This window comes from Pseudomonas sp. UMAB-40 (assembly GCF_900095275.1).
In the GTDB taxonomy this organism is placed as follows: domain Bacteria; phylum Pseudomonadota; class Gammaproteobacteria; order Pseudomonadales; family Pseudomonadaceae; genus Aquipseudomonas; species Aquipseudomonas mandelii_B.
On record NZ_LT607552.1, the window covers coordinates 125,946 to 147,021 of the forward strand.

A 21,076-nucleotide genomic window follows, 5' to 3' on the forward strand; every position below is an offset into this window, starting at 1 on the left:
AACGGACACCTGCGGTTATGCTGGTTGCCTGCCGAGGAGATTGAAAATGGCCTACGATTTTGACCTTTATGTGATTGGCGCCGGTTCCGGCGGTGTACGGGCGGCACGTTTTTCGGCTGGTTTTGGTGCGAAAGTGGCCGTAGCCGAAAGCCGTTACCTGGGTGGTACGTGCGTGAACGTCGGCTGCGTGCCGAAGAAATTGCTGGTCTACGGCGCGCACTTCGCCGAAGACTTCGAGCAGTCTTCGGGCTTTGGCTGGACGTTGGGTGAAGCGAAGTTTGATTGGGCAACGCTGATTGCCAACAAGGATCGCGAGATCAATCGCCTGAATGGCATTTATCGCAACTTGCTGGTCAACAGCGGTGTGACCTTGCATGAAGGCCACGCCAAAATCGTCGACCCGAACACGGTCGAAATCAATGGCGAGCGCCACACCGCCAAGAACATCCTGATTGCTACCGGCGGCTGGCCGCAGATTCCGGAGATTCCGGGGCACGAACACGCGATAAGTTCCAACCAGGCGTTTTTCCTCAAAGAGCTGCCCAAGCGCGTTCTGGTGGTGGGCGGCGGTTACATCGCTGTCGAATTCGCCGGAATCTTCCACGGGCTGGGTGCCGACACCACGTTGGTGTATCGCGGCGAGCTGTTCCTGCGAGGCTTCGACGGTGCGGTGCGCAAGCATTTGCAAGAGGAGCTGACCAAGCGCGGCATGAACCTGCAATTCAATTCCGACATCGAGCGCATCGACAAACAGTCCGATGGCAGCCTGAAGGTGACGCTCAAGGACGGTCGCGAGCTGGAGGCGGATTGTGTGTTTTACGCCACTGGTCGCCGGCCGATGCTCGACAACCTCGGGCTGGAAAACACCGGCGTCAAACTCGACAAGAAAGGTTTCGTCGAGGTCGATGATCAGTACCAGACTGCGGAGCCGTCGATCCTGGCGCTTGGTGATGTGATCGGCCGTGTCCAGCTGACCCCTGTCGCTCTGGCTGAGGGCATGGCCGTGGCGCGTCGCTTGTTCAAGCCTGAGCAATATCGTCCGGTGGATTACAAGATGATCCCGACCGCCGTGTTCAGCCTGCCGAACATTGGCACTGTCGGCTTGAGCGAGGAAGACGCGCGCGAAGCTGGCCACGAGGTGCAGATTTTCGAAAGCCGTTTCCGGCCGATGAAGTTGACCCTGACCGAGTGCCAGGAGCGCACGCTGATGAAGCTGGTGGTCGATGCCAAGACCGACAAGGTTTTGGGTTGCCACATGGTTGGGCCGGATGCCGGTGAGATTGTTCAGGGCTTGGCGATTGCCTTGAAGGCTGGCGCGACCAAGCGCGATTTCGACGAAACCATCGGCGTGCATCCTACTGCCGCCGAAGAGTTCGTCACCATGCGCACACCGGTTGCCGGTTAATCGTTCTTTTCGCGCTCTGATGTGTCTGGCGCTGTTGCAATGACAGCGGCCAGGCGCAGGCTTTCATCGAGGCTCGCCCGGGTCTTGAGCAAATCGATTTCCAGCGCTTTGTTTAACTGCGACTGCTCGTCGACGCTTTGCTTGAGCGACTGACTTTCCAGCAGCGCGGCACGCAAGCGTTCCTGGAGGAGGGTGCGTTCACTGTCGATGCGGTTGACCTGCTCCAGCAGTTGATCCTGGCGGCTGTGGGTGTGTTTGAGTTGCTCTTGCAGCAGCCCCAGTTCGCGCAGTGTTCCACGATTCTCGGTGAGCAAGCGCTCGTTGTCGCGGTGCAATTGAGTGATCTCGTCCTGACGCACCAAGGCGCTTTGCTGGGCTTGGCGCAATTCCATCTGAATCTGCTGCACCTGGCCCTCGTGGCGGCTCTGTTCCTGCTCGCGCTGTTCCTTGACGGCGTTGCGATAGTGTTCCAGCGCATCGCGTGCGTGCAGGTGCTTTTCTTCCAGTGAGCGGATTTGCTCATCCTTGTCTTGCAAGCGCAGTTCGAAATCGGCCAGCGCCTGTTTCAGTCCGGCGTTGCGGGTTTGCTCGGTCTGCAGCATGGAGCGGGTTTCGTGCAGCGCTTCGGACTCTTGAGTCAGCGCCAGGCTTTGAATTTCGTATTGCTGGTGCAGTTCAGTGTTGGCTTGCCGGGCTTCAGTCAGCTGGATTTCCAGTTCTTTTCGTTGCTGATCGAACTGCGTGCGTGCCTGTTCGATGGGTTCTTGCGCCTGTTCCTTCAGGCGTTGCGCCAAGCGCGAGACCAAGCCGGCGATCTCGTCATCGATGGGTTCCGAAGGCGTCTCGACGCGTTCGCCACCATCGTCCAACTCCTTCAAATAGCGGTGAATGGTGGTTTTTGAGCCGGTATTGCCCATCTCAATCCGTACTGCATCGATGCTGGGGTTTTCGCCACGGGCGAGGATTGCCAACCGTGCCGCCTGCACCACCGCTTTATTTACGCCGCCACGAGCCATGTGTTCTCCTACGATTTCGTACTGTGGTACATGCCACTAAAGTACGCAGTGTACCATCATCAATAAAAAGATAAAAAATGTAAGTTATTCATGCGGGATATACTGGTATTACCCCGTGTGATACGCCGCGTTACAGGTTTTACTTCACCAAAGCGGTAAATTTTCGAGAGATGAGCCCATGACTGATCTGGATCGCTACCTGCAAGCCGCCACCCGCGACAACACGCGCCGCAGCTACCGGGCGGCTATCGAACACTTCGAAGTCAATTGGGGTGGTTTCCTGCCGGCGACGAGTGACAGCGTGGCGCGCTACCTGGTGGCCCATGCGGGGGTGCTGTCGATCAATACGTTGAAGCTGCGCTTGTCCGCGCTGGCGCAGTGGCATAACAGCCAGGGTTTCGCCGACCCCACCAAGTCGCCGGTGGTGCGCAAGGTCTTCAAGGGTATAAGGGCGTTGCACCCCGCCCAGGAGAAACAGGCTGAGCCATTGCAACTTCAGCATCTGGAGCAAGTGGTGGCATGGCTGGAACAGGAGGCGCAAACCGCCAGGGCGCAAAACGATCAGCCGGGATTGCTTCGCGCCAGACGCGACACTGCGCTGATCTTGCTGGGCTTCTGGCGTGGCTTTCGCAGTGATGAGTTGTGCCGCGTACAGATCGAACACGTGCAGGCGAGCGCCGGCTCAGGCATCAACCTCTACCTGCCACGCAGCAAGAGCGATCGCGAGAACCTCGGCAAGACTTACCAGACCCCGGCCCTGCAGCGCCTCTGCCCGGTGAACGCCTACATCCAATGGGTCACGGAAGCTGCGCTGGTCCGTGGGCCGGTGTTTCGCGGAATCGACCGCTGGGGCCATTTGAGCGAGGAGGGCTTGCACGCTAACAGCGTGATCCCTTTGCTGCGCCAGGCCCTGGAACGGGCCGGCATTTCGGCCGACCACTACACCAGCCATTCCCTGCGACGCGGTTTTGCCAGTTGGGCCCATCAGAGTGGTTGGGATCTGAAATCGTTGATGAGTTATGTGGGTTGGAAGGATGTGAAGTCAGCCATGCGCTATGTTGAAGCCAGCCCGTTTCTCGGAATGGCCCGAGTCGCCGAGAAGCCAGTGGCGCGCTAGATACCGTTTTCTTCTATTAATACTGTCTGCTAATAGCGAAAACCAATCAGCAGCATGAGCTTTGCCAATGAGCCAGGCGGCGATCGAGTGGGTAGGATTCACCCCATCAACTTCTCAACCAAACTTTTCAACCCTGACGGAGAGTCATCGATGCCTATCATCAACAGCCAAGTTAAACCGTTCAAAGCTGACGCCTTCAAAAATGGCGACTTCGTAAAAGTGTCGGACGCTGACCTGAAAGGCAAGTGGTCTGTCGTGTTCTTCTACCCAGCCGACTTCACCTTCGTTTGCCCGACCGAACTGGAAGACCTGGCTGACAACTACGACGCGTTCCAGAAACTGGGCGTCGAGATCTACAGCGTTTCCACCGACACCCACTTTGCCCACGCTGCCTGGCACAACACTTCGCCAGCCATTGGCAAAATCCAGTACACCATGATCGGCGACCCGACTCACGCCATCTCCCGCAACTTCGACGTGCTGATCGAAGACGCAGGCCTGGCTGACCGTGGCACCTTCGTGATCAACCCTGAAGGCCAGATCAAAATCGTTGAACTGAACGATGGCGGCGTTGGCCGTGACGCTTCCGAGCTGCTGCGCAAAATCAAGGCTGCCCAGTACGTCGCTGCTCACCCAGGCCAGGTTTGCCCAGCCAAGTGGAAAGAAGGCGAGGCCACTCTGGCTCCGTCCCTGGACCTGGTCGGCAAGATCTAAGTCTGTGAAAGCATCATCAGGGCGGGTATCCGCACCTAAGTAAGCTGCAACCGCCCTCAAAAAACGCCCGGGCGAAATTCGCTCGGGCGTTTTTTTACGAATTCAAAAAGGAAATCGCCCGTATGTTGGACGCCACTCTTAAAGCCCAGTTGAAGTCATACCTGGAACGGGTCACCCAGCCGATCGAGATCGTTGCCTCCCTCGACGACGGTGCGAAATCCCAGGAAATGCTCGAACTCCTGAAAGACGTTGCCAGTCTTTCCAGCCAGATTACTTTGCTCGATAACGGTGACGATGCACGTAAACCATCGTTCTCGATCAACCGCCCGGGTGCCGATATCAGCCTGCGCTTTGCCGGCATCCCGATGGGCCATGAATTCACTTCGTTGGTGCTGGCCTTGCTGCAAGTGGGCGGCCACCCTTCGAAGGCCAGTGTTGAAGTGATCGAACAGATCCGTTCGCTCAAAGGTGAGTTCAGCTTCGAGACCTACTTCTCGCTGTCCTGCCAGAACTGCCCGGACGTGGTCCAGGCGCTGAACCTGATGGCGGTGCTGAACCCGAACATCCGCCACGTCGCCATCGACGGCGCGTTGTTCCAGGCCGAAGTCGATGATCGTCAGATCATGGCCGTGCCAAGCATTTACCTCAACGGCGTGAACTTCGGCCAGGGCCGCATGGGCCTTGAAGAAATCCTCGCCAAGATCGACACCAGCGGCATCGAGCGCCAGGCCGAGAAAATCAGCGCCAAGGAAGCCTTTGACGTATTGGTCGTCGGCGGTGGCCCAGCCGGTGCTTCGGCAGCGATCTACGCTGCGCGTAAAGGCATTCGCACCGGTGTGGCGGCTGAGCGTTTCGGTGGGCAGGTGCTCGACACCATGGCCATCGAAAACTTCATCTCCGTGCAGGAAACGGAAGGCCCGAAACTGGCGGTGGCGCTGGAAGAACACGTCAAGCAATACGACGTCGACATCATGAACCTGCAACGCGCCGACAAACTGGTGCCGGGCAAGAACGGCGAGCTGCACGAAGTCCACTTCGCCAGCGGCGCGACCTTGAAAGCCAAAACTGTGATCCTCGCAACCGGTGCGCGGTGGCGTGAAATGAACGTCCCGGGCGAGCAGCAATACCGCAACAAAGGCGTGGCGTACTGCCCGCACTGCGACGGTCCGCTGTTCAAAGGCAAACGCGTGGCGGTGATTGGCGGCGGTAACTCCGGCGTCGAAGCGGCCATCGACCTGGCGGGCATCGTGTCTCACGTCACGTTGCTGGAGTTTGACGTACAACTGCGCGCCGACGCGGTCTTGCAACGCAAGTTGCACAGCCTGCCGAACGTCACCGTGATCACCAGTGCACAAACCACTGAAGTGTTGGGCGACGGTCAGAAGGTCAATGGCCTGCGTTACAAGGACCGCCAGTCTGACGAGTCACGGACTGTCGATCTGGAAGGGATCTTTGTGCAGATCGGTTTGTTGCCTAACACCGATTGGCTCAAAGGCACCATCGAGCTGTCGCCTCGCGGCGAGATCATCGTCGATGCCCGTGGTGAAACGTCGATGCCTGGCGTGTTCGCTGCCGGTGACGTTACCACCGTGCCGTACAAGCAGATCGTGATTGCAGTGGGTGAGGGCGCCAAGGCTTCGCTGAGCGCATTCGATCACCTGATCCGCACCTCCGCGCCGGCTTAAACGCCAACGCTGAAAACACAAAAACCCCATGAGCGATCATGGGGTTTTTTGTGCTTCACACATTCCCAATGTGGGATGTGTGGTGGGGCTTAGAGCGGAGCTGGCTGGATGATTTCAACCCAGTAAGCATCCGGGTCCTTGATGAACGCCAGGCTCTTCATGCGCCCGTCGTTCAGGCGTTTCTGGAAATCGCAGCCCAGCGCTTCGAAACGTTCGCAAGCCGCTCGGATGTCCGGCACGGAGATGCAGATATGGCCGAAGCCGCGCGGGTCGGTGTTGCCGTTGTGGTAGGCGAAATCCGCGTCGTTCTCGGTGCCGTGGTTGTGGGTCAGTTCGAGAATACCGGGGATCGATTTCATCCATTCGGTACGGGCGGCAGCGTCGGCCGGAATCTGGTTTTTATCAACCAGCGCCAGGAAATACAGACTGAATTCGGCTTCCGGGAAGTCGCGTTTTTCCACCAGCGAAAAACCCAGGATGCGCGTGTAGAAATCCAGGGACTTGGTGATGTCCTTGACCCGCAGCATGGTGTGGTTGAAGACGAACTTCTGGGTGGCGGTGTCAGGTTGAGCAGTCACGCCGGGGAAAGTGTTCAATTCGTGCAGGCTCATGGGCCCTCCGGAAAATAAGTGGGGCTAACGAATGGCGACAATGATACGCAAGGGCTCTGACATCACCAAACCCAAACCGTCGGCTATTGCCTGACAGACGGGTGAGGCTCAGACTTTACGGTTCAATCCGTGAGTGCTCATTGCAATGATCCGATTCTGTAAATCGACCTTCGTCCTGTTCTGCCTGCTGTCAGGTGTTACCAGCGCTCATGCGGATGCACCGGTGGTGACCTGGCCGAACGGCTGGGAGGTCGAAGCCATTCCGCAAGATGATGCCAAACCAGGGGTTTCCCGGCAGCGCGCGGTGAAAGTCGACCAGGGCGGCACGCCGGTCATGGTGATGGAATTGACCATGACTCAAGTAGAAAGCGGTCATCAGGTCAATCTGGAGGGTGTGTTGCTGGAAATGCGCAAGTCGGTGCAGAAGGACTTCTTTCAAGGCGGCTATCAAAGTGTCTGCAACAAAATTCATCCAGCGCCCTTGAGCCGCTTATCGGGATTGGAAACTACCTGCACGATTACACAGAATGGTCGACATGTGCTGTCGCAAACATTGGTCGCGGCAGTGGATGCCGATAAGGCCTATGTTCTTTCCTACGCGGGGCAGGCTGAGGCTTATAAGGCAAGTGAGGATGAAATTGCGGCGGCTCGTAACAGCTTGAAACTTTAGTTGAGGGTTTGCGTGACTGCAGATTTCAGCGCGATTTGAAATCTTTAGATACCCAAACGGATTAAGCATAAAGTTTAGTCGGTAAGTAGCGAGTTGAACGACTCCCCTCGTTGCGTTTAGAGGCCGTCCATAAAAAAAGCCCTGCATTGGCAGGGCTTTTTTTATCACCGCGAGTGCTTAGCCTCGCAGCCAGGAATCTACGGTAGCGGCACCGTACTGTTCCTTCCAGGCTTTCAGGCCGCGGTGGTTGCCGCCCTTGGTTTCAATCAGCTCACCGGTGTGCGGGTTGTGATAAACCTTGACCACACGAGCGCGGCGGGTTTTAGGGGCTGCTGCCTGCAGACCGGATTTTGCCGGGTTCGGATCGAGGATGGCGATGATGTCGCGCAGGCTTTTGCCGTAGGTTTTCATCAGCCCCTGGAGCTTTTCTTCGAATTCGATTTCTTTCTTGAGCCCGGCATCATTCTTCAGCGATTCCAGCTGCTTGAGCTGTTCTTGAAGGGCCTTTTCAGCGGCACGAAATTCAGCGAGTCTGGACAAATTCATTACTCCAATAGTGTGTTTGGCTGATACCAACCGCAAACAAAGCTATAAGCCAAGAGCCTTGAAGCGACTCGGTGATAGTGGCTCACCTGCCAATCTTGCACAGGCATGAAAAATTGTAGTAGTTAATTGGCCAAGAGTAAATCATGTCTTTTTCTTCATGTAACTACAGTAGTCTTTTGATTCAATTTGGTGCGCTGCTTCGTTGCCTCGTCGCGTAAAACCGCAGGTTAATGACGCCTTAATGCATTAATGAATTCGGCACCGGGCATCGGTCGACCGAACAAATAACCTTGCAGAAAGTTCACGCCGTGTGCGGCCAGATAGTCACTTTGCTCCTCGGTTTCCACGCCTTCGGCGACGATCCCCAGATCAAGCTTGGCCGACAGTTCGATAATGCTGTCCAGAATGTGCCGGGAAAGCGCGTCAACGCCGATCATGGCGACAAAACTCTGATCGATTTTCAGGAAGTCCACATTGAACTGGCGGAGGTAACCAAGGCTTGAGTGACCCGTGCCAAAATCGTCGATAGCGATCATTACGCCCAAGGCGTGAAGCTGCTCGAACAATTGGTGCGTGATGGCCGTCGGCTCGATCAGTTCGCGCTCGGTCAACTCCAGCACCAGGTTGATGGCGCCCGGCGCAAAGGCACTGAGAAATTCCCGGCAATCCTCGACCAGCTCCAGGTCCTTGCAGTGGCTGGCGGTGATGTTGATGCCGATGTGAAACGGCCCGTCGAACGAGGCAGCGGCAGGTGCCAACAACGCCGTGGTCTGTCGCATCAATGAGCGGGTCATCGGCACGATCAACCCGGAATGCTCGGCAAACGGAATGAACAGGTCCGGGCGCACCAGGCCTTCCTTTGGATGATTCCAGCGCATCAACACTTCGGCGCCGGACCAGGTTTTAGTATCGCCATGCACCACGGGCTGAAAGTACGGGACAAATTCGGCTGCCTCCAACGCGCGCTGCATTTCGTGGCTGGGCGACGACGAACGCTGTTGCAGTACATGCCCGATAGCGCTCGATACCACGCCGAAGAAGATCAGCAAACTGAACAGCGGCGGGTACTCGCTGCTCATGTAGCGCCAGGTTTCACCCTCGGGGAAACCGGCTGCGACCGTAAAGCCATAACGCGTGGACGTCAGTTTGCTTTCGGCCACAGGCGGGGCGGGCAGGGCGTCATCGTGAACCTTGCCGTCGGCGGATAACCAGTGGGGACCGACTTGCAGCAACAGGATCGTCTTGCGACCAATCATGCGCAGCACGTTGCTCAGGTGATAACCGTCCAGCGTACTCAAGGCGCCCTGTTTACCTTCACCGAGCCGATACACCAATACCGCGGTGTCAGGCGTGACCAGGTTGCCTTTCATCAGCAGCAACCGGCCTTTGGAGTAGTCGCCGGCACTGAGCTTTTCGTGGTAGTCACCGAACAAAGAACTGCAATAAATGCTGTCGTCCCACACCAGATTCGTCGCGCGCACGAATGGACCGCGGGTGACCTGTTCACGCAGGGCCAATTTGACGTCATTGCAGCTTTGGCCGGCCAGCGGCAGCAGTTCCCGAGCGGCCTTGGCGTTACTGTCGAGCATCAGTTCGAATTGGCGGATGGCTTCTTCGGCCGTCAGCTCGGTGCTTTGCTTGAGTGCACGTTCGGCCTGCATATAGAGAATGACGCTCCCCAGTAGCACCGGGAGCACCCCGCTAAGAAGGGTTACAGCCATTCGTTTGCCGCGTTTGTGGGTCTTGGCGTTCAGTGGCATTCGCAAAGCCTGTGACGATGGGATACGGCTCTCAAATGCTGGGAAGACAACGGCACGTCTCCCATAAAGAGTTCAGGTAGTGGGCATGATAGATGGCCGTCGGGACTTATGCCGCTCAACGATAATCAAGGCTTGAAGCCAGTTGGATAAACGCTAGCGTTGCGGGCGACGATTGACGTTGGTCGAGCACTGCCAGGCCCACCTGCCGATTGACGGATGGCGACAGCGGTTTTTTCACGTAGCGGCTGTCGTTGTCATCGGGCAACGAACCTTCGGCGACCACGGTCAGGGCATCGCCTCGGCCTACGGTGTCGAGGGTGCTGAGCAACTGCGAGCAGCGATAACGGATGTTCGGTGTCAGCCGGGCAGTCGTGAACAGTCGAGAAACCAGCTCCGAAGACCCGGCTTCGGTCAGCACGAACGGGTCGTGACACAAGTCGCTTAAACTCAGGCTGTCGCGACTGGCCAGCGGATGATCGGAGGGCAGCAGCGCGACCATCCGGTCTTCGATCAGCGGGAAGGTATCGAAGCGATCTTCGGGCAGCACCACGAAACCGATATCGATTCGTCGTTCTTCCAGCCACTGGATAATCTGCCGGTCCGGACCTTCGTCGATGTGGACTTCGATACCGGGATGAGCGGCGCGGTAGTGCTGCAGGATCTGTGGCAGCAGTTTGATCGAAGAGGTGGGGCCGAACGAGCCGATGCGCAGGGTGCCGCGCTTCATCCCGCGAGCATCGGCCGCTTCCTGGCGCAAGGTGTTGGCCAACCCGAGCATGGCCCGGGCGCGCAATAAGAGCTGTAGACCGATGTCGCTCGGTTCGACTTGGGACTGGTGGCGCCGGAATAACTCAACCCCCAATTCCTGTTCCAGCGACTTCAAGGCATGCGACACCGCCGATTGGGAAATCCCCAGCCGGTTGGCCGCCGCCGTGAAACCACGCAGTTCGGCGACCAGTGAAAAAATCTCGAGTTGTGTCAGGGTCATGAGTCTTTACTCATTTTACGATGATCGTGCATTAGTCGAATGATACGTCATCTACCCTGACTGAAGTCCTTACGCCTCATGAATGCTTATGCGCAAACAACCTCATCGGACATACCGGTTTACTTGAAACTCGCCGCTGTCACCATGATCTGGGGCGGGACGTTCGTGGCCGGCCGGTTTCTCGCGGACAGCCTCAGCCCATTGTTCGCCGCCAGCCTGCGATTCCTCTTGGCCAGCGTGGCATTGCTGCTGTTTTTGCTGCTGGCCCGCGTGCCACTGGTGAAGCCGAGCCCCAGGCAGTGGCTGCAACTGGCGCTGTTGGGGTTCTTCGGCATCTTCTTCTACAACCTGTGCTTCTTTTATGGACTGCATTACATCAATGCGTCGCGGGCGTCATTGATTGTGGCGCTGAACCCCGCCGTGATCGGGCTGGCGTCGTGGCTGCTGTTCAAGGAGCGCTTGAGCCGGGAGAAAGTCATCGGCGTCACGGTGTGCATCGCCGGGGCGAGCCTGGTGATCGTCAGCCGCAACCCGCAGTTGCTGGCCGGCAACGCCGACGCCTGGATCGGTGACCTGCTGATTTTCGGCTGCGTGCTCGGCTGGGGGATTTACTCGTTGTTCTCCAAAGACTTGAACCACTCGCTGGGGCCGGTACAGACGGTGACGTATTCGATTCTGCTCGGCACCCTGATGCTGTGGGTGGCAAGTGCGATACGGGGGGAGCTGAGTGTCAGCGCGCTCATCAGCCTCGGTCCGCAGCAATGGATGAGCTTGATGTACCTGGGCGTCTTGGGCTCGGCGCTGGCCTACATTGCCTATTACGATGGTATTCGCCAGATCGGCGCTACGCGTTCGGGGGTGTTCATTGCCCTGAATCCGCTGACCGCCGTGATCCTTGGTGCGCTGTTATTAGGTGAACACTTGACGCTGGTGATGTGCCTGGGAGGTGGGCTGATTCTCGCGGGGATTTTCCTGTGCAACAAACCCCTTGCGCGAGCAGGGAAAAAGGGGATTTGATACAGAAGGCGGACAAACCTATTTACGCTGTGTAGAATCGGGTTACGCATACAATAATAATCGTCTTCTGCCAGCAGAAGCCTCGCCCGCCTCAGCCTTGGGTCGACAATGAAAAGTTTCGGGTTTCAATTGATCTACGGTGACTTCCTCGCCCGCAGCGTGCGGGGCATCTCCTGCGCGCCACCCGCCGGCTTCAGCATTCTTAGCAACTAACGTTCCGTTAATTCTAAAAAATGATGAGGCGCCAAAATGGCAGATTTATACGAAAACCCAATGGGCCTGATGGGCTTTGAATTCATCGAGCTTGCATCGCCGACCCCGAACACCCTGGAGCCGATCTTCGAGATCATGGGCTTCACCAAGGTCGCGACCCACCGCTCCAAAGACGTGCACCTGTATCGCCAGGGCCAGATCAACCTGATCCTCAACAACGAACCGCACAGTGTTGCTTCGTACTTCGCGGCCGAGCATGGCCCGTCGGTGTGTGGCATGGCGTTCCGCGTCAAGGATTCGCAACTGGCCTACAAGCGTGCGCTGGAAATCGGCGCCCAGCCGATCCACATCGAAACCGGGCCGATGGAACTGAACCTGCCGGCGATCAAAGGCATTGGCGGCGCGCCGCTGTACCTGATCGACCGTTTTGGCGAAGGCAGCTCGATCTACGACATCGACTTCGTGTTCATCGAAGGCGTTGACCGCAACCCGGTTGGCGCCGGTCTGAAAATCATCGATCACCTGACCCACAACGTGTATCGCGGTCGCATGGCGTACTGGGCCAACTTCTACGAGAAGCTGTTCAACTTCCGTGAGATCCGTTACTTCGACATCAAAGGCGAATACACCGGCCTGACCTCCAAGGCCATGACTGCGCCGGACGGCATGATCCGCATCCCGCTGAACGAAGAGTCGTCCAAGGGCGCCGGGCAGATCGAAGAGTTCCTGATGCAGTTCAACGGTGAGGGCATCCAGCACGTGGCCTTCCTCAGCGATGACCTGATCAAGACCTGGGATCACCTGAAAAGCATCGGCATGCGCTTCATGACCGCACCACCGGAAACCTACTACGAAATGCTCGAAGGCCGCCTGCCGAACCACGGCGAGCCGGTCGATCAGCTGCAATCGCGTGGGATCCTGCTGGACGGTTCGTCCGAGTCGGGCGACAAGCGTCTGCTGCTGCAGATCTTCTCGGAAACCCTGATGGGCCCGGTGTTCTTCGAATTCATCCAGCGTAAAGGCGACGATGGTTTCGGCGAAGGCAACTTCAAGGCACTGTTCGAATCGATCGAGCGTGATCAGGTTCGTCGTGGCGTACTCGCCACCGAGTAAGCCGCTACACCTGTGGGAGCGGGCTTGCTCGCGAATGCAATTGTTCTTTCAACATCTGAGTTGACTGAAACGACGCCTTCGCGAGCAAGCCCGCTCCCACATTTGGTTTTGTGTAGGGCTTAAGGTTTGCGATGCCGGACCAGGTGCTTGAACCCTTCAAACACCAATACAACCACCGCCAGCCAGATCGGAATATAGGTCAACCATTCCCCGGGCTTGATGCTTTCCCCAAGCAGCAACGCAACGCCCAGCAACAACACCGGTTCTACATAACTCAACAGCCCGAACAGACTGAACGGCAACAATCGGCTGGCGATGATGTAGACCACCAGCGCCGACGCGCTGATCACCCCGAGTATCGGGATCAGCAGCGACAGCCACGGGTGTTGATCAAACACGCCGAAACCCTGTTCGCCACTCTGCACGAACCAGAACGCCACCGGCAGCGTCAACGCCATGTCCAGCCATAAACCGCCAAGGTTGTCGGCGGCCAGGCGCTTGCGCAGGATGAAATACAGCGGATAGCCGATGCAGACCAGCAAGGTTGCCCAGGAAAAACCACCGACCTGATACACCTCGTTGATCACGCCAAGACAGGCCAGTACCACGGCGATTTTTTGCAGATACGAGAGGCGCTCGCCATAGGCGATCCGCCCGGTCAGCACCATGGTCAGCGGCAACAGGAAATAGCCGAGCGACACATCCAGGCTGTAGCCGTTGAGCGGCGCCCACATGAACAGCCAAAGCTGCACGCCGAGCAGGGCGGAGGAGGCGATCAGGCCGGCGATCAGTTTCCGATTCCCGGCGATGCGCCGAAAAATCTCGACCACGCGTTTCCATTCACCTGAAGCGACCATGAACACGGTCATGCACGGTACGGTCAGCAGCATGCGCCAGCCGAAAATCTCCACGCCGCTCAAGGGGGTGAGCAGCGAGGTGTAGTAATACATGACGGCAAACAGCACCGAGGCCGAGACCGATAAAGCGATACCTTTAGACAAACTGCCCTCGCGAGGTTGGACGTGAAACGGGCGCAGAGGATACGTGGTTTTCGCGTTCAGTATTGACTAACTGATCAACATCGATCGGGTGAGAGAACGGCGCTGTAATCCTAGCTCAGAAGGCGCATCGGCTCACCCGCCGACCACGCTTGAATGTCCTCGATCATTTGCGAAAAGAACTGATGGTAGTTCTGTTGACTGACATACCCGACATGCGGCGTCGCCAACACGTTGTCCAGCGTTCTGAACGGATGATTTAGCGGCAGTGGTTCCACGTCGAACACATCCAGCGCCGCCCCCGCCAGCCGATTCTTCTGCAACGCCTTGATCAGCGCAGCCTCATCGACAATCGGTCCGCGAGCGGTGTTGACCAGCAGCGCCGTGGGTTTCATCAAGTCCAGCGCCTGGGCGTCGACCAATCCCCGGCTGCGATCGCTGAGCACCAGATGAACCGACAGCACATCGGCCTGCTCGAACAGTTCCTGCTTGCTGACATAGGTCACGCCTACTTCTGCGGCACGTTCGGCGGTGAGGTTTTCGCTCCACGCGATCACGCGCATCCCGAACACCTGACCGAACTGCGCGACACGTTGGCCGATGCTGCCAAGGCCGAGGATCGCCAGCGTCTTGCCGTGCAAGTCGCCACCCAGGCCTTGCTGCCATTTCCCGGCGCGCAAGGCATTGGCTTCGACCACGAGATTGCGGGTCGCCGCCATAATCAACGCCCAGGTCAGTTCCGGTGCGGCGTGCTTGTAGCTGTCGGTGCCACTGACCTGGATGCCCAGTGCTGCAGCGGCCTTGAGGTCCAGCGCGGCATTGCGCATGCCGCCGGTGACCAGCAGCTTGAGAGTCGGCAACTGGCGCAGCAGGTCTTCATCGAACCGGGTGCGTTCGCGCATCACACAGATCACTTCGAATTTACCCAGACGCTCCGCCAAGGTTGCGTTGTCGGCGGGGTAATCATGGATAAAGCTCACCTCGCCGAGGCTGTCCAGCACGGACCAGTCGACCACGTCACGGGCCACGTCCTGCCAATCATCGATCACCGCAATCTGCACCGCCATCAGCCTTACCTCATCAACGCACGGGATTGGTTTTGTTCAGCCAGTCGAGCAATGCCTGGTGGAATTTCGCCGGTTCTTCCATCTGCGGCGCGTGGCCCATGCCGGGGAATTCAACCAGTGTGGACTGCGGAATCAGTTTTGCCACTTGCTTGCCGAGCACGTCGTAATGACCGAGCCTGGCCTTGGCCTCCGGGGAGGCAATGTCACTGCCGATGGCCGTGGTGTCGGACGTGCCGATCAGCAACAGCGTCGGCATCTTCAAGTCCTTGAACTCGTAGTACACCGGCTGGGTGAAGATCATGTCGTAGATCAACGCTGAGTTCCAGGCCACTTGCGTGTGCCCCGGGCCTTTGTTCAGGCCGGCAAGCATATCGACCCAACGGTCGAATTCAGGCTTCCAGCGGCCACCGTAATAGGTGTTGCGTTCATAGGTGCGGATGCCGTCGGCGCTGAGCTTGAGTTCGCGCTCGTACCATTGATCGACGGTGCGATAGGGCACGCCAAGGGCTTTCCAGTCTTCCAGGCCAATGGGATTGACCAGCGCCAGTTGTTCGACCTGATCGGGGTATTGCAGCGCATAGCGCGTGGCGAGCATGCCGCCGGTGGAGTGCCCGAGCACGCTGGACTTCTGGATGCCAAGGGCTTTGAGCAGTTGCTGGGTATTGGTCGCCAGTTGCTGGAACGTGTACTGATAGTTGTCCGGTTTACTGGAGGTGCAGAAACCGATCTGGTCCGGCGCAATCACCCGGTAACCGGCTTCGCTCAGGGCTTTGATCGAACTGTCCCACGTGGCGCCGCAGAAGTTTTTGCCGTGCATCAACACCACGCTGCGCCCGTTGGCCTTGCCGTGGGCGGCGACGTCCATGTAACCCATTTGCAGGGATTTTCCCTGGGACTCGAACGCGAAATGCTTGACCGTATAGGGGTACTCGAACCCTTGCAGTTCCGGCCCGTATTCCGGGCCTTCGGCATGAGCCAGAACAGGCAGTGCAGCGGTCAGAAACAGGCCGGGCAGCCAGCGGGAAAGGGGAAGGGACATGGGGGAACTCCATAGAAAACCCGCCGATGCTGGATCGGCATGATTAGGGCGACATTAAACACAGGCAATCGCCGCCGCCGATCGTTCAACCGATCCAGCCCAGCGTGGCCAGGGCCAGCACGCCATAACGTGCACCTTTGGCGAGGGTCACGATCAGCAGGAACCGCCCAAGCGGCTCGCGCATGACGCCGGCCACCAGCGTCAGCGGGTCACCGATGATCGGCACCCAACTCAGCAGCAATGACCAATGACCATAGCGTTGATAGTGTTTTCGGGCCTGTTCCAGATGGCGCGGGCTGACCGGAAACCAGCGGCGGTCTCGAAACCGCTCGATGCGACAGCCGAGCCACCAATTCACCACTGAACCGAGGACATTACCCAGCGTCGCGACGGCCAGCAGCAACCATAGCCAATACTGTTCGCTGAGCAACAGCCCGACGAGCAACGCTTCGGATTGCAACGGCAGCAGGGTCGCGGCACCAAATGCCGCGAAAAACAGCCCGATGTAGGCGCCGCCGATCAATGGGCCGGGTAGTCCGCCACCACCACGTCAGTGCCGTCCTTTTTCAGGCCGATCACTTGCCAGGCATCGCTCATGCCGTCCATTTCCATGCCGGGCGAACCCATGGGCATACCCGGCGCCGCAACACCCAGCAAGTCATCACGTTTGCTCAAGGCCAGCACCTGATCCGCTGGAACATGGCCTTCGACGAATTTGCCGTTGATCAGGCCGGTGTGGCAGGACGCCAGGCGTGGAGGCACGCCGTGCTGCTGCTTGAATTCGCTCATGTTGGATTCGACGTGGTCTTCAACCTTGAAGCCGTTGGCCTCGAGGTGGCTGATCCATTTTTTGCAGCAACCGCAGTTGGCGTCACGGTGGACTTCGATCGGGACCAGGTCGGCGGCCTGAGCCAGGGAGGAGATAAAAAGGGCGCTCAGGGCGACCAGACGCAGGTGGTTTCGCATGGGGAATCTCGTCTCGGGTTGCGGCCAAAAAGATGCATTTTGACCATTTTTTGCGGCGAAGAGATACGAGGTTGTTTCGAAGTAATACAGGTACGCCAAGCCCCCTCGCCACAAAAGCTCCTCACAGATCAAGCTCCCCGCCACAGGGAGCTTGTGTCATTCAGCAGCGGTCAACGCACCTTGAACCGCCCCATGATCGAGCTGACACGCGCATTGGCTTGCAGCAGTTGTTGGGTATTGAGCTCGCTGGCCTGGCCGCTCTTCACCAGCTCATCCACCATGTGCCGGATCTGCACCATGCTGCGGTTGATCTCTTCGGTCACCGCGCTTTGCTGCTCGGCGGCGGTAGCGATCTGTGTACTCAGGCTGTTGATATGGCTGACCGAGCCGGCCATCTCATCCAGCCCCGTGTTGACCCGCGCCGTGGCATCGGCCGCAGACTGGCAACTGGCCTGGGTATTTTCCATCGCGGTGACAGACGAACTCACGCCTTGGGTCAGGCGCTTGAGCATTTCATTGATTTGCGAAGTGCTGGCCTGCGTGCGGGCGGCGAGGGCGCGGACTTCATCGGCGACGACTGCGAAACCGCGACCTTGCTCACCGGCCCGGGCCGCTTCGATCGCGGCGTTGAGCGCCAGCAAGTTGGTCTGCCCGGCAATGGCGCCAATCACCCCGAGAATCTCGGTGATGCGTTGCGCATCCTCCTGCATGCTTTCGACTTTATGGGTGGCGCTTGCCACTTCATCGATCAAGGCGATCACGCTGCTGGACGCCTCACCGACCACGACCCGTGAACGGTCGGCGTTTTCATTGGCGCGCTGAGTGAAAGCCGCCGTTTCAGCGGCGTTCTGCGCGACGCTGTCGGCGGTCGAACTCATTTCGGTGATCGCCGTGACCGTCTGATCGGTTTCAGACGCATGACGCACCAGAATCTGGCTGGTGTGGGCGGAAGTCCGCTGCAGGTTGTCCAGGCTGGACGCCATGGCTCCGGTGGCCTGGGTGACTTCGCCGATCATGTTCTGCAGGTAAATGATGAAGGCGTTGACCGAGTGGCCGATGGCGCCCAGTTCGTCTTCGGCGCGGATGGTGATGCGCTTGGTCAGGTCGGCATCGCCAGCGGACAGGGCGTCGATGTTGGCTTTGAGGATTTTCATCCGCTGGATCAGTTGGCGAATCGCGTAGATCTGCAGCAACACCAGCAGGATCACCATCGGGATTTGCAGCAGGCTCAGTGTGCTGAGCACATCGTCACGTTGGGCGGTGATCAGCGTGGTCGGCAGGGCCGTGGCTAGGAACCATGGCGTGCCTTCGATCGGGCGCATGAAGAAGGTGTTGGCTTCACCGTTGTTGTCGAACTCGACCCGCTGCGACTGATCACGGTTTTGCAGGCCGGCCTTCACTTGACTGGCGAACGGCGAGTTGCCGGCCAGCTCACTGATGTTCTTCAGCACGATCGGCCCACTGATCCGCGAGCTGTTGCTGATGATCTTGCCGTCGGCTTCGACGATCAGCATTTCGGCGCCGAGGTCTTTTTCCTTGCGCGCGATCAAGTCATTGAAGAAGCCCAAGGTCACGTCGATGGTCGAGACGCCATACGCCGAGCCATTTTTCTGAATGGCCATGGCGCAGTTGGTCCGTGGCTCGGCGCTGGCGTCATCTTTATAGGCAGCGGCCCAGGCGCATTGGCCGCGCGGGGTTTGCATGCCGCCCTTGTACCAGGTCTGGTCGTAATAGTTGGGAGCGGCGTCACTGTTCCAGAACGTATTGACCGCCAGCTTGCCCGAGGCGTCGCGGTGCCAGAAGGTGCTGAACTTGTTGCGCCCGGCCTCACGCTGGCCGGGTAACGGCCAGATACCGCCTCCGAACACTTTCAACTCGCCGTACTGATCGACCAGGCCTGGCAGCACCGTGTCGATGGCGGCGCTGTCGAGCAACGGAATGGTTTGGGTGATGCTGCGCTGTTGCGCTTGAACCTTGTTCAATTCGCCCTGGATCTGCTCGGCGACTTCGGCGATGCGGTTGAGGGCTACTTGTTCTTCGGTATGGCGAAGTTTAGGGGCAACCAACTGGCTGATGCCGACCACCGTCAGGATGAACAACAGCAGGATAAACAGGACCAGAAACAGCGTGTAGCGAGCCTGGATGGTACGGAATGCGGGCATGGGACCGGTCCTTGTGCAGCGTTTTTATTGTGGTTTTCGATCAAAAGATCGGCGCTTCGAAGGGCTATCGGCCTGCAACAGGCGAGCTTTAGGTACGAACGTCCAAAAAGGGGGGAGAGTGACGGACGGTCAGGTCTTGAAAGGTCTCAATGTCGATACAAATGCACGGACCAGCACGCACGATGAACCAGATTAGTTGTGCAGACTTAGAGTGAAAAGTTGGTCTAGGCCAATGAAACAGGGAGCTTAGTGCTTTGTATCTTAAATGTACGAAAATTGTAAAAACCGGAAATAGTTGTAGGTATGGCTAGTTGCCACGCCGATACTTGCGCGCTCTGAATTCGAGTTAAACAAGGAGTTATTTATGTTCACGCAGTCGGGAGCGCAGTCATGACTATCGGCTATGCCGGGGCTTGGACGTCCAAGGCAGGTTTACTGGTTCAGGATACGGGCAGCGGCAAGCCCATAAAACAAAGCGCCAGGATCAAGCAGATGCTGGCCCTGGTGGGGACCAATCCAAACGCGCTGAGCACGGCGAAAATGGATGCAATGAAAATCCACCGAAACGTAAAAGGTTTCGACCCGGAAAATGTCTCCGCCAAACAACTGGGCAACCTCAGTGCCTTCCTTAGAGGTAAAGGCCTGATTTCCGATACCACGTGGATGACGTTAATGAATGCCGGTGACAAGTTTGACCGGTTCGGGGTTCAGAATGACCCGGATGCAAAATTCAATGCGCTGGAGTATTTCGCCACGCAACTGGACACCATCCAGAACAACAGCATCAGAGGCGACAAGTACGCCACTGGCCTGATCCCGGAGTACAAGACAGCGATCTACGTATTGCAGAACTTGCAGACTTACGGCAAGGGCAATGGGACGACGGTGCCTCCTACCGATGGTGGCGTCAGCTCCAAGGCCTGACGCTCGGTAGTGCTGGCCCACTCAGCGCGGGTGGGCCAGGCGTCGGTTATCGGTCAAGCAACTTCATCACTTCCTCTGGATAGCGCAAGCCTGCGGTGGCATTGGCCGGGAAGATCGCTTCCAGCGCGTGCAATTCGTCGCGGCTGAGCTTCACCTCAAGTGCGGCGACATTCTCTTCAAGGTATTTACGCTGTTTGGTTCCTGGAATCGGAATCAGGTAGTCACCCTGCGCCAGCACCCAGGCCAACGCCAATTGACCTGCCGTCACGCCTTTGTCGGCTGCCAAGGCCTGCACTTGCTGCACCAGCAACAGGTTTTTTGCAAAATTTTCCCCTTGAAAACGCGGGCTGAAGCGACGGTAATCATCGGCGGCGAAGTCATCCGGGCTTGTCAGTGCTCCCGTCAGAAAACCGCGTCCCAATGGACTGTAAGGGACGAAGGCAACGCCCAGGCGCTGGCACGCGGCCAGGCAACCGTTCTCTTCCTGATCGCGACTCCACAGCGAATACTCACTTTGCAGGGCGCTGATCGGATGAACCTTGTGCGCCCGTTCCAGCGTGGCCACTGACGCCTCACTCAAACCCAGAAAACGCACCTTGCCGGCTTTGACCAAATCGGCCATGGCGCCGACGGTTTCCTCGATGGCCACCTGCGGGTCGATCCGGTGCTGGTAGTACAAATCCAGGGTTTCAACGCCCAGTCGTTTGAGCGTGCCGTCGATCGACGCGCGAATGTAGTCCGGTCGGCCGTTGACGCCCCGGGCACCGGGGTTGGACGGATCGCGGACGATGCCGAACTTGCTGGCCAGGAACACCTGCTCGCGCTTGCCGATGATGGCCTTGCCGATCAATTCTTCATTGGTGTGCGGGCCGTACATGTCAGCGGTGTCGAGCAGGTTGATCCCCAATTCCAGCGCCCGATGCAAGGTGGCGATGGCTTCGCGGGTATCGACACCGGTCGTATAGAAATCGGTCATGCCCATGCAGCCCAACCCGATGGCAGAAACCTGCGGGCCGTTTTTGCCCAATTGACGTGTTTGCATGAAATCAACTCCCTGTGGTGTAA

19 protein-coding genes and 2 pseudogenes are annotated in these 21,076 nt (G+C 58.0%); 8 read left to right on the top strand and 13 right to left on the bottom strand.

All coding sequences use genetic code 11. The annotated features are described in order from the left end of the window. Window positions 1–46: 46 nt before the first annotated feature. A complete protein-coding gene (gorA, locus tag K0F88_RS03285; RefSeq protein WP_219093971.1) occupies window positions 47–1,405 on the top strand; it encodes a glutathione-disulfide reductase in 1,359 nt (452 codons plus the stop codon). On the opposite strand, the gene K0F88_RS03290 is transcribed toward gorA, so the two are convergent. After that, the gene (locus K0F88_RS03290) at window positions 1,402–2,421 is read right to left on the bottom strand and encodes a DNA-binding protein (RefSeq protein WP_219093973.1); all 1,020 of its coding nucleotides are present in this window, start codon (window positions 2,419–2,421) and stop codon (window positions 1,402–1,404) included. The genes gorA and K0F88_RS03290 overlap by 4 nt on opposite strands. A gap of 178 nt (window positions 2,422–2,599) precedes the next feature. On the opposite strand from K0F88_RS03290, the gene K0F88_RS03295 reads away from it, so the two are divergent. The 3 genes from K0F88_RS03295 to ahpF all read left to right on the top strand — a co-directional run bounded on the left by K0F88_RS03295 (window position 2,600) and on the right by ahpF (window position 5,937). Next, on the top strand, window positions 2,600–3,538 hold the full coding sequence (locus K0F88_RS03295) for a site-specific integrase (protein ID WP_219093975.1): 939 nt from the start codon (window positions 2,600–2,602) through the stop codon (window positions 3,536–3,538). A gap of 150 nt (window positions 3,539–3,688) precedes the next feature. After that, window positions 3,689–4,252, top strand: coding sequence for an alkyl hydroperoxide reductase subunit C (gene ahpC, locus K0F88_RS03300; protein ID WP_010460707.1), 564 nt, complete (start codon window positions 3,689–3,691; stop codon window positions 4,250–4,252). A 122-nt stretch (window positions 4,253–4,374) separates the two neighbouring features. Continuing rightward, on the top strand, window positions 4,375–5,937 hold the full coding sequence (ahpF, locus tag K0F88_RS03305) for an alkyl hydroperoxide reductase subunit F (RefSeq protein ID WP_219093977.1): 1,563 nt from the start codon (window positions 4,375–4,377) through the stop codon (window positions 5,935–5,937). Between the two features lie 89 nt (window positions 5,938–6,026). Here the strand turns inward: ahpF and gloA are convergent, their stop codons facing one another. After that, window positions 6,027–6,548, bottom strand: a complete 522-nt coding sequence (gene gloA, locus K0F88_RS03310) for a lactoylglutathione lyase (RefSeq protein WP_219093979.1) — start codon at window positions 6,546–6,548, stop codon at window positions 6,027–6,029. A gap of 145 nt (window positions 6,549–6,693) precedes the next feature. Between gloA and K0F88_RS03315 the strand changes: the two genes are divergently transcribed. Continuing rightward, window positions 6,694–7,218: a DUF4946 domain-containing protein gene (locus tag K0F88_RS03315; protein ID WP_094467314.1), complete on the top strand. Its 525-nt coding sequence runs from the start codon at window positions 6,694–6,696 to the stop codon at window positions 7,216–7,218. Window positions 7,219–7,395: 177 nt separating this feature from the next. Here K0F88_RS03315 and K0F88_RS03320 read toward each other — a convergent pair whose 3' ends face one another. From K0F88_RS03320 to K0F88_RS03330, 3 genes are all read right to left on the bottom strand, one after another. After that, a complete protein-coding gene (locus tag K0F88_RS03320) occupies window positions 7,396–7,758 on the bottom strand; it encodes a histone-like nucleoid-structuring protein, MvaT/MvaU family (RefSeq protein WP_077747869.1) in 363 nt (120 codons plus the stop codon). A 233-nt stretch (window positions 7,759–7,991) separates the two neighbouring features. Then, complete coding sequence (locus K0F88_RS03325) at window positions 7,992–9,524, bottom strand: EAL domain-containing protein (protein ID WP_219093981.1); 1,533 nt, start codon at window positions 9,522–9,524, stop codon at window positions 7,992–7,994. Between the two features lie 115 nt (window positions 9,525–9,639). Beyond that, entirely contained in the window at window positions 9,640–10,512 is an 873-nt protein-coding gene (locus K0F88_RS03330; protein ID WP_094467316.1) for a LysR family transcriptional regulator, read from the bottom strand. A gap of 78 nt (window positions 10,513–10,590) precedes the next feature. Here K0F88_RS03330 and K0F88_RS03335 point away from each other — a divergent pair, with 78 nt between their 5' ends. Together K0F88_RS03335 and hppD are read left to right on the top strand one after the other, a co-directional pair. After that, entirely contained in the window at window positions 10,591–11,529 is a 939-nt protein-coding gene (locus K0F88_RS03335; RefSeq protein WP_094467317.1) for a DMT family transporter, read from the top strand. A 249-nt stretch (window positions 11,530–11,778) separates the two neighbouring features. Then, window positions 11,779–12,855: a 4-hydroxyphenylpyruvate dioxygenase gene (gene hppD, locus K0F88_RS03340; protein WP_219093983.1), complete on the top strand. Its 1,077-nt coding sequence runs from the start codon at window positions 11,779–11,781 to the stop codon at window positions 12,853–12,855. A gap of 119 nt (window positions 12,856–12,974) precedes the next feature. On the opposite strand, the gene rarD is transcribed toward hppD, so the two are convergent. From rarD to K0F88_RS32920, 7 genes and pseudogenes are all read right to left on the bottom strand, one after another. Then, window positions 12,975–13,856, bottom strand: a complete 882-nt coding sequence (gene rarD, locus K0F88_RS03345) for an EamA family transporter RarD (RefSeq protein WP_094467319.1) — start codon at window positions 13,854–13,856, stop codon at window positions 12,975–12,977. 110 nt (window positions 13,857–13,966) lie between these two features. Beyond that, on the bottom strand, window positions 13,967–14,920 hold the full coding sequence (locus tag K0F88_RS03350) for a D-2-hydroxyacid dehydrogenase family protein (RefSeq protein WP_219093985.1): 954 nt from the start codon (window positions 14,918–14,920) through the stop codon (window positions 13,967–13,969). A gap of 13 nt (window positions 14,921–14,933) precedes the next feature. After that, entirely contained in the window at window positions 14,934–15,959 is a 1,026-nt protein-coding gene (locus K0F88_RS03355) for an alpha/beta fold hydrolase (RefSeq protein WP_219093988.1), read from the bottom strand. Between the two features lie 85 nt (window positions 15,960–16,044). After that, the gene (locus K0F88_RS03360; protein WP_077747751.1) at window positions 16,045–16,479 is read right to left on the bottom strand and encodes a YqaA family protein; all 435 of its coding nucleotides are present in this window, start codon (window positions 16,477–16,479) and stop codon (window positions 16,045–16,047) included. Next, window positions 16,479–16,925 (bottom strand): DUF411 domain-containing protein, encoded by a 447-nt coding sequence (locus tag K0F88_RS03365; RefSeq protein WP_219093990.1) that lies wholly within the window; start codon window positions 16,923–16,925, stop codon window positions 16,479–16,481. Before K0F88_RS03365 ends, K0F88_RS03360 begins: the two co-directional genes overlap by 1 nt. A 170-nt stretch (window positions 16,926–17,095) precedes the next feature. After that, window positions 17,096–17,620: pseudogene (locus K0F88_RS32915) on the bottom strand (methyl-accepting chemotaxis protein); the annotation flags it as partial. Window positions 17,621–17,959: 339 nt separating this feature from the next. After that, window positions 17,960–19,087: pseudogene (locus K0F88_RS32920) on the bottom strand (cache and HAMP domain-containing protein); the annotation flags it as partial. Window positions 19,088–19,477: 390 nt separating this feature from the next. Here K0F88_RS32920 and K0F88_RS03375 point away from each other — a divergent pair. Then, a complete protein-coding gene (locus K0F88_RS03375; RefSeq protein ID WP_094467324.1) occupies window positions 19,478–20,011 on the top strand; it encodes a hypothetical protein in 534 nt (177 codons plus the stop codon). 46 nt (window positions 20,012–20,057) lie between these two features. Here the strand turns inward: K0F88_RS03375 and K0F88_RS03380 are convergent, their stop codons facing one another. After that, window positions 20,058–21,053 carry an aldo/keto reductase gene (locus K0F88_RS03380; RefSeq protein WP_219093994.1) on the bottom strand — a complete coding sequence of 332 codons (996 nt, stop codon included), beginning with the start codon at window positions 21,051–21,053 and terminating at the stop codon, window positions 20,058–20,060. Window positions 21,054–21,076: the final 23 nt, after the last annotated feature.